This window comes from Serratia sp. KH_031 (genome assembly GCF_057839655.1).
Genome location: NZ_CM174496.1, coordinates 4,755,939 through 4,769,285, shown reverse-complemented (window position 1 = coordinate 4,769,285; position 13,347 = coordinate 4,755,939). Strand labels below are relative to the sequence as shown.

Here is a 13,347-nt window from a genome sequence, read left to right as displayed (position 1 = left end):
GGAGTCATGTTTGAGATATTTGCTCTTTAACAATCTGGAACAAGCTGAAAATTGAAACATGACGGCTGAAACTTATCCCTCCGTAGCAGTACTGGGGTAAGGACTAACCCGTCATAGAGTCTCTCAAATGTAGCAATGCGATGTGTTCTCTGTTGACAGAAGACACCTTCGGGTTGTGAGGTTAAGTGACTAAGCGTACACGGTGGATGCCTAGGCAGTCAGAGGCGATGAAGGGCGTGCTAATCTGCGATAAGCGTCGGTAAGGTGATATGAACCGCAATAACCGACGATACCCGAATGGGGAAACCCAGTGCAATACGTTGCACTATCATACGATGAATACATAGTCGTATGAGGCGAACCGGGGGAACTGAAACATCTAAGTACCCCGAGGAAAAGAAATCAACCGAGATTCCCCCAGTAGCGGCGAGCGAACGGGGAAGAGCCCAGAACCTGAATCAGTTTGTGTCTCAGTGGAAGCGTCTGGAAAGTCGCACAGTAAAGGGTGATAGTCCCGTACACGAAGAGGCATGAGTTGTGAGTTCGATGAGTAGGGCGGGACACGTGACATCCTGTCTGAATATGGGGGGACCATCCTCCAAGGCTAAATACTCCTGACTGACCGATAGTGAACCAGTACCGTGAGGGAAAGGCGAAAAGAACCCCGGCGAGGGGAGTGAAATAGAACCTGAAACCGTGTACGTACAAGCAGTGGGAGCCTTCTTTATGGGGGTGACTGCGTACCTTTTGTATAATGGGTCAGCGACTTATATTTTGTAGCAAGGTTAACCGAATAGGGGAGCCGTAGGGAAACCGAGTCTTAACTGGGCGTCTAGTTGCAAGGTATAGACCCGAAACCCGGTGATCTAGCCATGGGCAGGTTGAAGGTTGGGTAACACTAACTGGAGGACCGAACCGACTAATGTTGAAAAATTAGCGGATGACTTGTGGCTGGGGGTGAAAGGCCAATCAAACCGGGAGATAGCTGGTTCTCCCCGAAAGCTATTTAGGTAGCGCCTCGTGAACTCATCTTCGGGGGTAGAGCACTGTTTCGGCTAGGGGGCCATCCCGGCTTACCAAACCGATGCAAACTCCGAATACCGAAGAATGTTATCACGGGAGACACACGGCGGGTGCTAACGTCCGTCGTGAAGAGGGAAACAACCCAGACCGCCAGCTAAGGTCCCAAAGTCATGGTTAAGTGGGAAACGATGTGGGAAGGCATAGACAGCCAGGATGTTGGCTTAGAAGCAGCCATCATTTAAAGAAAGCGTAATAGCTCACTGGTCGAGTCGGCCTGCGCGGAAGATGTAACGGGGCTAAACCATGCACCGAAGCTGCGGCAGCGACGCTTAGGCGTTGTTGGGTAGGGGAGCGTTCTGTAAGCCGTAGAAGGTAGTCTGTGAGGGCTGCTGGAGGTATCAGAAGTGCGAATGCTGACATAAGTAACGATAATGCGGGTGAAAAACCCGCACGCCGGAAGACCAAGGGTTCCTGTCCAACGTTAATCGGGGCAGGGTGAGTCGACCCCTAAGGCGAGGCTGAAAAGCGTAGTCGATGGGAAACAGGTTAATATTCCTGTACTCGGTGTTACTGCGAAGGGGGGACGGAGAAGGCTAGGCTAGCCGGGCGACGGTTGTCCCGGTTTAAGCGTGTAGGGGGAGAGAATTGGTAAATCCGTTCTCTTATCGAACCCTGAGGCGTGATGACGAGTCACTACGGTGATGAAGTAGTTGATGCCAAGCTTCCAGGAAAAGCCTCTAAGCTCCAGGTAACATCAAATCGTACCCCAAACCGACACAGGTGGTCAGGTAGAGAATACTCAGGCGCTTGAGAGAACTCGGGTGAAGGAACTAGGCAAAATGGTGCCGTAACTTCGGGAGAAGGCACGCTGGCATTAGGTGAAGAGACTTGCTCTCGGAGCTGAAGCCAGTCGCAGATACCAGCTGGCTGCAACTGTTTAATAAAAACACAGCACTGTGCAAACACGAAAGTGGACGTATACGGTGTGACGCCTGCCCGGTGCTGGAAGGTTAATTGATGGGGTTAGCAGCAATGCGAAGCTCTTGATCGAAGCCCCAGTAAACGGCGGCCGTAACTATAACGGTCCTAAGGTAGCGAAATTCCTTGTCGGGTAAGTTCCGACCTGCACGAATGGCGTAATGATGGCCAGGCTGTCTCCACCCGAGACTCAGTGAAATTGAACTCGCTGTGAAGATGCAGTGTACCCGCGGCAAGACGGAAAGACCCCGTGAACCTTTACTATAGCTTGACACTGAACATTGAGCCTTGATGTGTAGGATAGGTGGGAGGCTTTGAAGCGTGGACGCCAGTCTGCGTGGAGCCAACCTTGAAATACCACCCTTTAATGTTTGATGTTCTAACTCTGGTCCATAATCTGGATTGAGGACAGTGTCTGGTGGGTAGTTTGACTGGGGCGGTCTCCTCCCAAAGAGTAACGGAGGAGCACGAAGGTTAGCTAATCACGGTCGGACATCGTGAGGTTAGTGCAAAGGCATAAGCTAGCTTGACTGCGAGAGTGACGGCTCGAGCAGGTACGAAAGTAGGTCTTAGTGATCCGGTGGTTCTGAATGGAAGGGCCATCGCTCAACGGATAAAAGGTACTCCGGGGATAACAGGCTGATACCGCCCAAGAGTTCATATCGACGGCGGTGTTTGGCACCTCGATGTCGGCTCATCACATCCTGGGGCTGAAGTAGGTCCCAAGGGTATGGCTGTTCGCCATTTAAAGTGGTACGCGAGCTGGGTTTAGAACGTCGTGAGACAGTTCGGTCCCTATCTGCCGTGGGCGTTGGAAGATTGAGAGGGGTTGCTCCTAGTACGAGAGGACCGGAGTGAACGCATCACTGGTGTTCGGGTTGTCATGCCAATGGCATTGCCCGGTAGCTAAATGCGGAAGAGATAAGCGCTGAAAGCATCTAAGCGCGAAACTTGCCTCGAGATGAGTCTTCCCTGTGACCTTGAGTCACCTAAAGGAACGTTTAAGACTAAGACGTTGATAGGCTGGGTGTGTAAGTGCAGCGATGCATTGAGCTAACCAGTACTAATGAACCGTGAGGCTTAACCTTACAACACCGAAGGTGTTTTGGTGAGAGTGGATTTTAATTTTCAGCGAGTTTACAGATTGGATTGATTGGCTTTACGAAAGTGAAGCGGATTGATTGAAACAGAATTTGCCTGGCGGCGATAGCGCGGTGGTCCCACCTGACCCCATGCCGAACTCAGAAGTGAAACGCCGTAGCGCCGATGGTAGTGTGGGGTCTCCCCATGCGAGAGTAGGACACTGCCAGGCATCAAATTGGTTGAAAGCCTCATGCGAAAGCATGGGGCTTTTTGCTTGGAGGTAAAAGTAAAAACAACAGGCGATAAAACGCCTGTAACGTTATTTTTTCAACCACAGGCTAATGAAGTCAGCGATTGCAGCAGGTTGATTGATATCCAGTAAATTATCTACTCCCTTCAACGGTCGATCGCTAGCAATAGCGATCACATGTTCATCCAACATATCCTTGAGTGGCTTACCTACTTCCTCACGATACAGAATGATTTTACTGATGGGTTCGTGCTTAAAACCTTCGACTAAGATCAAATCGACGTTGTCCTGATCGAAACGGCTTGCCAGATAGCGTAGATCTAATGATTGCTGTTCTGGTGTTTCTGTCATTAGTGCCCAGCGTTGGTTACTTGCGACTAGCGTTTGATCCGCACCAGCTTTGCGTAATTCATAGCTGTCTTTTCCCGGGGTATCTACATCCATATCGTGATGAGTATGCTTAATTAGCCCTACTCGGATGTGACGATCTTTTAATAATGGGATCAGTTGTTTGAGCAGAGTTGTTTTTCCCGTGCCGCTATAAGCAGCTATAGCAAATAGTGGTGGTGATTTATGATTCATAGGCTTTCCCGCCAACTCAGACAATCTTCTGGGGTGTTTAGATTATGGAATGCAGCTTGTTGCCCACGGAAGATAACTTGTTGAGCTCCTACCGCATCTAGGAACAGCATCAACTTACGCTCTCCCATTGCCAGATAATCTGATAGCTGAGGAATCAACCTGGTGTGCAATAAGGCTAATGTGGGATGAGGGCGTTCGCCGTCACTGGCATAAGCGGCGCAAGCATTTCCCCGTTGCTGCCAGAGTTGTTCAACCAATGTCGTTGGGAAATCAGGGACATCGCAAGGAACGAATACGACCCACTCAGTTGACGCATATTTCAAGCCAGCTAACATGCCAGCCAATGGGCCTGAAAAATCAGAGGTGAGATCGCTAATCACTGGCAAACCACTTTCCTGATAACGGGACAGATTACGATTAGCACTGATGGCTATCTGACCGACCTGTGGTTGTAACCGTGCCAATACGTGTTGATATAACAATTGGTTACCAAGTGGAACCAACCCTTTATCTTCGCCGCCCATGCGCGTGGCTCGCCCCCCGGCTAGAATTATGCCGGTAATCTCTGCATGCATAGTCATCATTTCCTAATCCAACTGATGCCTGATTGTAGCGCTAACACAGATAAAACATGCGGATTTACTTTTATTGACAAGCTGTTCCTTTCACTGTGTTACCAAGCCTGTTACTTTGTGGGTAATTTCACTTTACTGGACGCTATTTGGTATGAAAACACATCGCGTAAATGAGTTGATTGAACTGCTACACCCTGTTTGGCAGGAGGATCCAGACCTTAGTCTGATTCAGTTTTTGCAAAAACTAGCACAAGAAGCGGGTTTTAAAGGTGAACTGTCCGAATTAAGTGATGACACCTTAATCTATCATCTGAAAATGCGTGGTAGCGCTGGCACAGAGCAAATACCTGGTTTGAAGAAAGACTATGAAGAAGACTTCAAAACGGCGTTATTACGTGCTCGTGGCGTGATTAAGGACTGATTTTCGCGCTGTGGGCAGCACTAGTGCTACTATTTCTCATTTCTGGCACCTTGTGACCACTGAGTGAAAATGAATGTTGTTATGAACAACTCTGCATTTAATTTTGAAACCCTTTCCCCTGATTTGATTCTGGATGCCCTAGAAGGGGTTGGCCTACGCGTTGATTCCGGGCTGACGGCGCTGAATAGTTATGAAAACCGCGTTTATCAGTTTATGGATGAAGATCGTAAGCGCTACGTGGTGAAGTTTTATCGCCCAGAACGCTGGAGTGCGGTGCAAATTACCGAAGAACATCAGTTTGCCAACGATCTCGCACAGGCTGAGATCCCGGCGGTAGCTCCGTTGAACCTACAAGGGAATACGTTGCATACCTATGGTGGATTCTTTTTCACGGTATTTCCAAGCGTGGGGGGGCGGCAATACGAGATTGATAATCTTGATCAACTCGAGTGGGTTGGGCGTTTCCTTGGTCGCATTCACACGGTGGGAAGTGAAAGTTTGTTCGCTGAACGTCCGACGATGGGCGTTGAAGAGTATCTGACTGCACCACGCGAAGTCTTAGCTCATTGCGCTTTAATTCCCAAGGCTCAACGCGATGTTTTTCTGCAAGCGACGGATAAGTTAATCGCTGCGGTTAAACAACACTGGCATATGGATTGGCAACCATTGCGTCTGCATGGCGACTGCCACCCCGGTAATATTTTGTGGCGTGATGGTCCGTTGTTTGTCGATCTTGATGATGCGCGTAATGGGCCTGCAGTACAGGATTTGTGGATGTTGTTGCACGGTGAACGCCGTGACCAACTGATGCAACTGGATATTTTGTTGGAAGCCTATAGTGAGTTTGCCGAGTTTGATCAGCGTGAGCTGGCGTTAATTGAGCCGCTGCGAGCGATGCGGATGGTCTACTATTTGGCATGGGTTGCACGCCGTTGGCAAGATCAGGCGTTTCCGAAAAGTTTTCCGTGGATGGCGGAGTCTGATTTTTGGTTGTCTCAGACTGCGGTATTCACTGAGCAGGTTAAGCTGTTGCAGGAACCTCCTCTACAGCTAATGCCAATGTATTGATTTTTAACACAATGGAGAGTTTGGTTTTATGAAAAAGATATGGTTGGCACTGGTGGGTATGGTGATGGCATTCAGCGCCTCAGCTGCACAATTTAGCGATGGCACACAGTACGTTACTTTGGACAAACCTGTAACTGGGGAACCGCAGGTCTTGGAGTTCTTCTCCTTCTATTGCCCACACTGCTATCAGTTCGAAATGACTTATCACGTTTCTGATGCAATAAAGAAAGCGCTGCCAGCAGGCACCAAAATGACCAAGTACCACGTTGAGTTCTTGGGGCCGTTGGGCAAACAGCTGACTCAAGCTTGGGCAGTCGCGATGGCATTGGGCGTGGAAGACAAGATTACTCCGTTAATGTTTGAAGCGGTACAGAAAACCCAAACCGTGCAAACACCAGATGACATCCGCAACGTGTTTATCAAGGCAGGTGTGGAAGCTAAGGATTACGATGCCGCATTAAATAGCTTCGTAGTGAAATCTTTGGTGGTTCAGCAAGAGAAAGCGGCTGAAGATCTGCAACTGCGTGGCGTCCCAGCGGTATTTGTTAATGGCAAATACATGGTTAAAAACGATGGCTTAGATACCCGTTCGATAGATACCTATGCGAAGCAATTTGCTGATGTAGTGAAATTCTTGAGCGAAAAGAAATAATCGTTAATTCGTCTAAGAGACGCCGGTTAATCCGGCGTTTTTTTTTAACTGTATTGGCGCTTAAGTTTATCCAACAAACGATCTTTTTCCTGCCATAACGTATTCAGCCATAACTGGAAGCTGCGTTTGAATTGTTTATCGTTGAAGTAGTCCCCGTGTAGGGCTTCATCGATCGGCAACATTTCAACGCGAACTACGATACGCCGTAAACGACCACATAGCATATCCATAAATGGGTGTTGATTATTATCTGGATAGTGCAATGTGACATTTAAAACCTTATCGAACTGGTTACCTAATGTACTTAAGGTAAAGGCAATCCCAGCGGCTTTGGGAGCCAATAAATTACGATAAGGGGAATGGCTTTTGATCTTCTTAGCTTCTGTAAAGCGTGAGCCTTCGACGAAATTGACGATGGTCGTTGGGCGCTGACGGAATTTCTCACAGGAGCGGCGAGTTGTTTCAATATCCTGCCCGCGTTTTTCTGGATGTTTAAGCAAATATCCTCGCGAGTAACGTTTCATAAATGGCATATCCAACGCCCAGCAGGCTAGGCCGACAAAAGGTACCCAAGCGAGCTGCTGCTTGAGGAAATACTTGTTCATGGGTATATGATTACGAAACAGTACGCACAGCACGACAATATCTGACCAGCTTTCATGATTACTGATCAGCAGATACCAATTCTTACGACTTAATCCTTCCAGACCTTCAACATCCCAGCGTAAGCTAAAATTGATGCGTAACAGCAATGCTAGGCTTTGGCACCAGCACCACATGATAAAGTCGGCAAAGGCAGATATACCTCGCCAAACGACAGGAATAGGCAGCAATAGTTTAACGATGCCAGCCAACGTGATGGGAATGGAGCACAGCACCGTCACGATAATGGTCAGCAAAGTAGATAAAATAAAAATAACAGGGGTTAACAATCTTGGCATGGTTATGGGTTAACTAGCTTCGTTGACCTACGCGAATGTGCGTAAAAATATTTTAACAGAAACGATAAAAAGAAAACGCCCGCCAAAAGTAACCATTTTTGAGTTATGGCGATAGCCATTTACTGCGGTTCCGTGCAACTTTCAATTCTTGTGCTAAGGTAATTGAGGCACCGAATTTGATAAATCGTGCGATTAAGATCCTGCGCAAGCTATATCCACAAATCACATAAAAGCCAATAAATACCTTATTGGTGAATGTGGTTTTTTCAACGTTGTGATTTGAATAGGAATTTTATTTAAGCTTATATCTATAAGCAAATTATTATAATTTGCTATTTTTTCTATACACAGAGTTATCCACAGGAAAGATCTTGCGGATCTTCTCGCATAATCACATCATTTTTAACCGTAATGTACTCTAAGGTTCGTCTCTGGCGATTAGCTATGGCATTCTTACGGCTATGTTCGCTCACGAAAAAGAAACACTATGGCTCAGATTGCAGAAAATCCCCTAATCCTGGTTGACGGTTCCTCATACCTTTACCGTGCTTACCATGCTTTCCCACCACTGACTAACTCCGCCGGGGAACCGACGGGGGCGATGTATGGTGTGTTGAATATGCTGCGTAGCTTGCTGCTCCAGTATACGCCGAGCCATGTGGCCGTCGTGTTTGATGCCAAAGGTAAAACCTTCCGTGACGAACTGTTTGCTGAATATAAATCACACCGTCCGCCTATGCCGGACGATCTGCGTGCGCAGATCGAACCTTTGCATCAAATGGTGAAAGCGATGGGCTTGCCGCTGCTGGTGACTCCGGGCGTTGAAGCTGATGATGTGATTGGTACCTTGGCGTTGGCGGCGGAAAAAGCGGGCCATGCGGTGCTGATCAGTACTGGTGATAAAGATATGGCGCAGTTGGTGACGGAGAACGTCACGCTGATCAACACCATGAATAACACGATTCTTGGGCCGCAGGAAGTGTGTGACAAGTACGGTATTCCGCCGGAGCTGATTATCGACTTCCTAGCACTGATGGGCGACTCCTCGGATAACATCCCAGGCGTGCCTGGCGTGGGTGAGAAAACCGCTCAGGCGCTGTTACAGGGTATTGGTGGGTTGGATGCTTTGTATGCCAATTTGGATAACATTGCGACGTTGAGCTTCCGTGGTGCCAAAACTATGGCCGCCAAGTTGGAACAAAACAAAGATGTCGCTTATCTCTCTTACCAGTTGGCTACGATCAAAACCGACGTTGAGTTGGAGTTGGCACCTGCTGAATTGGCCGTATCTGAGCTGGACGTCGATCAACTACAAGTGTTGTTTAAACGCTATGAATTTAAACGCTGGCTGACTGATGTGGAGGCTGGTGTTTGGTTAGAAGGTAAGAAAGGGACGGGTAGCAAGGCTGTGAGCTTCTCCAAGCCCGTTAGCGATGAGCCTAAAGCTACAACAGAGGCCACATTGTCCCAAGACGGTTACGTCACTATTCTGGATGAAAGCACTTTCACCGATTGGTTAGCGCGTTTGAAAAAGGCTGAGGTCTTTGCTTTTGATACTGAAACCGATGGTTTGGATACCCTAACGGCCAATTTGATCGGTTTATCTTTTGCTATTGCTCCAGGCGAAGCCGCGTATTTGCCGGTTGCCCATGATTATCTTGATGCGCCAGCGCAGTTGGATCGTAATTTTGTACTCGAGACATTGAAACCGCTGCTAGAAGATGAAAAAGCGCTGAAAGTTGGTCAAAACCTGAAGTTCGATAAGAGCCTGCTGGCACGTTACAACATCGATTTACGTGGTATTGCGTATGACACCATGCTGGAGTCCTACGTGTTGGACAGTGTGGGCGGTCGCCATGATATGGATAGCCTGTCAGATCGTTATCTCGGCCATAAAACCATTACCTTCGAAGAGATTGCCGGTAAAGGTAAAAATCAGCTGACGTTCAATCAGATTGCCCTTGAGCAAGCTGGGCCTTATGCATCGGAAGATGCGGATGTCACGTTGCAACTGCATTTAGCGATGTGGCCGCAGTTGAAAGAAAGCGCAGATCTGCTGACGGTGTTCAATGAAATTGAAATGCCGCTGTTGCCGGTGTTGTCACATATCGAACGCACCGGGGTGTTGATCGATCCAAACATTTTGTCGACTCACTCACAGGAACTGGCTAAACGACTAAGCGAACTGGAAATTCAGGCGCATGAATTGGCGGAAGAGCCGTTCAACTTGGCGTCGACCAAACAGTTGCAGGCGATCTTGTACGAAAAGCAAAAGTTACCAGTGCTGAAGAAAACTCCTGGTGGAGCACCTTCTACTAACGAAGAGGTGTTAGCAGAGCTGGCTTTGGATTACCCATTACCGAAAGTGATCTTGGAATATCGTGGTTTGGCAAAACTGAAAACCACGTATACCGACAAGCTGCCGTTGATGATCAACCCAGCGAGTGGGCGAGTACATACTTCATATCATCAGGCAGTCACTGCCACTGGGCGTTTATCTTCCAGCGATCCTAACCTGCAAAACATCCCGGTGCGGAATGATGAAGGTCGTCGTATTCGTCAGGCGTTTATCGCCCCTGAGGGCTACCGCATTGTCGCCGCGGACTACTCACAAATTGAGTTGCGCATTATGGCGCATCTGTCGCAGGACGAAGGTCTGTTAGCCGCATTTGCTGCTGGTAAAGATATTCACCGTGCTACTGCCGCCGAAGTATTTGGTTTACCACTGGATAAAGTGACCAATGAACAGCGCCGCAGCGCTAAAGCGATTAACTTTGGTCTGATCTATGGCATGAGCGCTTTTGGTCTGGCACGTCAATTGGGGATCCCGCGTGGCGAAGCACAACGCTATATGGATCTGTATTTTGAGCGCTATCCGGGCGTATTAGATTATATGGAGCGTACTCGCCAACAGGCTGCAGAACAGGGCTACGTCAGTACCTTGGACGGTCGTCGTCTTTACTTGCCGGATGTGCGTTCCAGCAATGGTATACGTCGTAAGGCTGCTGAGCGTGCGGCGATTAACGCCCCGATGCAGGGTACCGCTGCTGACATTATCAAACGCGCGATGATTGAAATGGATGCTTGGCTCCAAGGGCAGGAAAAACCGTTGGTGCGTATGATCATGCAGGTACACGATGAACTAGTGTTTGAGGTTCATGAATCGGTGATTGAAGAGTCCAGCGAACATATCCGTCAATTGATGGAAGGCAGCATGAAACTGGCGGTTCCGCTGAAAGTGGATGTGGGAGTTGGGGCCAACTGGGACGAAGCCCACTAATACTGATTAAGCCACAAAAGTATAACTGGCGATAAGCCAAGCACTTTTGGTAATAAAGCTACATGAAGCGGCGATAGTTTCTCCAATACCGCCGCTTTTTTGCCATTTTACGTGTAAGTAAACTACAAAAAATTCTTTTGCGCTGCGAAAAAATGATGTAGAGTTACAGACGTAGGGTACAGAGGTAAGATGTTCTATCTTTCAGACCTTTTACTTCACGTAATCGGATTTGGCTGAATATTTAGCCGCCCCAGTCATCAGTGACTGGGGCGTTTTTTATTGTAAAAACAAACGGTAGTCATAGGTTCTTCTTATCCAAAAATCTCGATTATTCAGCTTTCACTTCCACCAGTCATGACTTTTTCCTGATATTTTTACCCCATTTACGTCATAACTTTTTCTGATGGTTTATCGTCATAACTGTAATTATGTAACGAAACTGCGCTATTTGCCGAATTGCGGATATAAAAAAGCCGACGCACAGGCATCGGCTATTAAAATCCAGTATGACGTTATTCGCCGGTAAACTCGTCGTCTACTGGCAGCACTTCTGGTGGGATTTCGTTAAACCAAGTATCCAATTTTTGGCTCAATTTATCGACGCCGATTTTCTTAGGTGAAGAGAATGCTTCAACCTGAATATCCCCCATAAATGGCAATACGGCTTCACGCACCATATTAAGCTGCGCTTTACGCGCGCCAGAAGCCAGCTTATCGGCTTTGGTCAACAGCACTAGCACCGGGGTACCAACATCAACAGCCCATTGGATCATCTGTTGGTCGAGATCTTTCAGCGGATGGCGAATATCCATCAACACCACTAGACCTTTCAGGCAGTTACGCATTTGCAGGTATTCACCTAGCGCTCTTTGCCATTTGCGTTTCATTTCTTCCGGCACTTCGGCGTAACCATAACCCGGTAAGTCGACCAAACGGATACCTTCAGTCACTTCGAACAGGTTGATCAATTGGGTACGGCCGGGTGTTTTACTGGTACGCGCCAAGCTTTTCTGGTTGGTCAGGGTGTTTAACGCACTGGATTTTCCGGCATTGGAGCGGCCAGCAAAGGCCACTTCAATACCTTCATCCCCCGGCAGATGGCGAATATCGGGCGCACTGGTGACGAAATGGGTCACATGATAATTGTATTTCTTGGTGGTCAAAATTTTCGTCTCCGTGGGGATGGCTTACTACTGGCTGGCGATTATAACTGCATCAGCAGTAAAAATGGTGGGTTTCTCGGCTTTTAGAAAAAATGAGAGAGGGAAAACGGGATGTGCCGTGTGAGAGATCTGCCATTCGAACAGTGGGTAATCTCGCTTTATTCGAAAGTGATAATTATTCTTTTTGTTTATAAATAAATAGTTAGGTTTTTAAGAACGAAAGTTTTGTTGTGAGATGCTGTGAGGTACCTTGAGCGCAGCCGAGAAACGAGTAAATTAAGCAGCACGCAGGAAGCGAAGGAATCAGGAACATTCGGGAAGGGTGATAAATCTCAAGGAACGCACGGGATGTGCAATGAGTACCAGGATGACCGTCGATGGAATTGATTTCGCCCGTACAGGATCGTTCGGGCAGGCTAGGATAGCAAATTTAGCATTGGGATGCTCGCGGGATGCGCACTCGGGAAGAGTGGAAAGATAAGGATAATAGCAAGGACGATTTTTTCTTTCAGGATGAAAGAGTTATTAGCAGGGAAAGCACTTTAGGCAAATGGAAAAACCGGGATGTTGAATGTGCGCATGGAGTGCGAAGTAGGAATATCCTTCGATTGAAGGTGAAAATAAGGCGGCGGGTTTAACCTGCCGCCTTTTTTCTTTGTCTGCTTTCTGCTAGATTTCGCCGCAATTCTATACTGAATTGATACCTTTCAAGAGCAAATGCCATGAACCAGCCATCTAAAGCGCCTCGCAGCAAAGCGGCGACGTCAAAAAACAAAAAGAAAAGCCGTGTTGAACTTGATATGGAAGCTCGCGAGCGTAAGCGTCTGAAAAAACGCCGTGGTCATGCTTCCGGTTCCCGTGTGCAGGCGGACGGAGGCAATCAGAAAAGTAAAGCGGATGCACAGCCGAAAGATCCTCGTATCGGCAGCAAAGTGCCGGTAGCGCTGGTGGTTGATGGTAAAGCCAAGGCCAAACCGCAACCTAAACCCAAAGCTGAAGCTAAACCACGTTTGTCGCCAGAAGAAGAACTGGCCAAGTTGGAAAATGACGAGCGTCTGGACGCGTTGTTGGATCGTATCGATGATGGCGAAGCTTTGAGCGCAGAAGATCAAGCGTATGTGGATAAGATTCTGGATCGCATCGATGTCTTGATGGAAGAACTGGGTATTGAACTGGGTGACGACGAAGACGATGAAGAAAAACCAGAAGACATCCTGAAACTGCTGAAAGGCGGTAACCCGAAAGACGTATTTTAATTCGTCATGTGGCCGATCCTAGCAATAGCCCTACTATTGACGTGTTATCTGCTGTGGTTATTCGTTAAACTATGG

10 protein-coding genes and 2 rRNA genes are annotated in these 13,347 nt (G+C 47.9%); 8 read left to right on the top strand and 4 right to left on the bottom strand.

The window, feature by feature from the left end; translation table 11 throughout:
- Positions 1 to 179: 179 nt before the first annotated feature.
- Together AC3ISQ_RS21590 and rrf are read left to right on the top strand one after the other, a co-directional pair.
- Positions 180 to 3,089 (top strand): 23S ribosomal RNA (locus AC3ISQ_RS21590).
- Positions 3,090 to 3,197: 108 nt separating this feature from the next.
- A 5S ribosomal RNA gene (gene rrf / locus AC3ISQ_RS21585) occupies positions 3,198 to 3,313 on the top strand.
- Between the two features lie 90 nt (positions 3,314 to 3,403).
- Here the strand turns inward: rrf and mobB are convergent.
- Together mobB and mobA are read right to left on the bottom strand one after the other, a co-directional pair.
- On the bottom strand, positions 3,404 to 3,916 hold the full coding sequence (gene mobB / locus AC3ISQ_RS21580; protein ID WP_489349826.1) for a molybdopterin-guanine dinucleotide biosynthesis protein MobB: 513 nt from the start codon (positions 3,914 to 3,916) through the stop codon (positions 3,404 to 3,406).
- Complete coding sequence (gene mobA / locus AC3ISQ_RS21575; RefSeq protein WP_489353434.1) at positions 3,913 to 4,491, bottom strand: molybdenum cofactor guanylyltransferase MobA; 579 nt, start codon at positions 4,489 to 4,491, stop codon at positions 3,913 to 3,915. Before mobA ends, mobB begins: the two co-directional genes overlap by 4 nt.
- 151 nt (positions 4,492 to 4,642) lie before the next feature.
- On the opposite strand from mobA, the gene AC3ISQ_RS21570 reads away from it, so the two are divergent.
- The 3 genes from AC3ISQ_RS21570 (at position 4,643) to dsbA (ending at position 6,632) form a co-directional block, all read left to right on the top strand.
- Positions 4,643 to 4,912, top strand: a complete 270-nt coding sequence (locus AC3ISQ_RS21570; protein WP_489349824.1) for a YihD family protein — start codon at positions 4,643 to 4,645, stop codon at positions 4,910 to 4,912.
- Between the two features lie 81 nt (positions 4,913 to 4,993).
- Positions 4,994 to 5,980 carry a serine/threonine protein kinase gene (locus tag AC3ISQ_RS21565; protein ID WP_489349822.1) on the top strand — a complete coding sequence of 329 codons (987 nt, stop codon included), beginning with the start codon at positions 4,994 to 4,996 and terminating at the stop codon, positions 5,978 to 5,980.
- A 28-nt stretch (positions 5,981 to 6,008) separates the two neighbouring features.
- On the top strand, positions 6,009 to 6,632 hold the full coding sequence (gene dsbA, locus AC3ISQ_RS21560; RefSeq protein ID WP_489349821.1) for a thiol:disulfide interchange protein DsbA: 624 nt from the start codon (positions 6,009 to 6,011) through the stop codon (positions 6,630 to 6,632).
- A gap of 44 nt (positions 6,633 to 6,676) precedes the next feature.
- Here dsbA and yihG read toward each other — a convergent pair whose 3' ends face one another.
- Complete coding sequence (gene yihG / locus AC3ISQ_RS21555; protein WP_489349819.1) at positions 6,677 to 7,573, bottom strand: 1-acylglycerol-3-phosphate O-acyltransferase, YihG family; 897 nt, start codon at positions 7,571 to 7,573, stop codon at positions 6,677 to 6,679.
- 487 nt (positions 7,574 to 8,060) lie between these two features.
- On the opposite strand from yihG, the gene polA reads away from it, so the two are divergent.
- The gene (polA, locus tag AC3ISQ_RS21550) at positions 8,061 to 10,853 is read left to right on the top strand and encodes a DNA polymerase I (protein ID WP_489349817.1); all 2,793 of its coding nucleotides are present in this window, start codon (positions 8,061 to 8,063) and stop codon (positions 10,851 to 10,853) included.
- A 189-nt stretch (positions 10,854 to 11,042) separates the two neighbouring features.
- Complete coding sequence (spfP, locus tag AC3ISQ_RS21545; protein ID WP_071892919.1) at positions 11,043 to 11,090, top strand: small protein SpfP; 48 nt, start codon at positions 11,043 to 11,045, stop codon at positions 11,088 to 11,090.
- A 275-nt stretch (positions 11,091 to 11,365) separates the two neighbouring features.
- On the opposite strand, the gene yihA is transcribed toward spfP, so the two are convergent.
- Positions 11,366 to 12,016 (bottom strand): ribosome biogenesis GTP-binding protein YihA/YsxC, encoded by a 651-nt coding sequence (yihA, locus tag AC3ISQ_RS21540; protein WP_489349816.1) that lies wholly within the window; start codon positions 12,014 to 12,016, stop codon positions 11,366 to 11,368.
- A gap of 722 nt (positions 12,017 to 12,738) precedes the next feature.
- Here yihA and yihI point away from each other — a divergent pair.
- The gene (gene yihI, locus AC3ISQ_RS21535) at positions 12,739 to 13,272 is read left to right on the top strand and encodes a Der GTPase-activating protein YihI (protein ID WP_489349814.1); all 534 of its coding nucleotides are present in this window, start codon (positions 12,739 to 12,741) and stop codon (positions 13,270 to 13,272) included.
- The last annotated feature ends 75 nt before the right edge of the window (positions 13,273 to 13,347 follow it).

Coding starts and splice junctions, on each gene's coding strand:
- mobB (WP_489349826.1), bottom strand. CDS start 3,916: ATGAATCATAAATCACCACCACTATTTGCTATAGCTGCTTATAGCGGC.
- mobA (WP_489353434.1), bottom strand. CDS start 4,491: ATGCATGCAGAGATTACCGGCATAATTCTAGCCGGGGGGCGAGCCACG.
- AC3ISQ_RS21570 (WP_489349824.1), top strand. CDS start 4,643: ATGAAAACACATCGCGTAAATGAGTTGATTGAACTGCTACACCCTGTT.
- AC3ISQ_RS21565 (WP_489349822.1), top strand. CDS start 4,994: ATGAACAACTCTGCATTTAATTTTGAAACCCTTTCCCCTGATTTGATT.
- dsbA (WP_489349821.1), top strand. CDS start 6,009: ATGAAAAAGATATGGTTGGCACTGGTGGGTATGGTGATGGCATTCAGC.
- yihG (WP_489349819.1), bottom strand. CDS start 7,573: ATGCCAAGATTGTTAACCCCTGTTATTTTTATTTTATCTACTTTGCTG.
- polA (WP_489349817.1), top strand. CDS start 8,061: ATGGCTCAGATTGCAGAAAATCCCCTAATCCTGGTTGACGGTTCCTCA.
- yihI (WP_489349814.1), top strand. CDS start 12,739: ATGAACCAGCCATCTAAAGCGCCTCGCAGCAAAGCGGCGACGTCAAAA.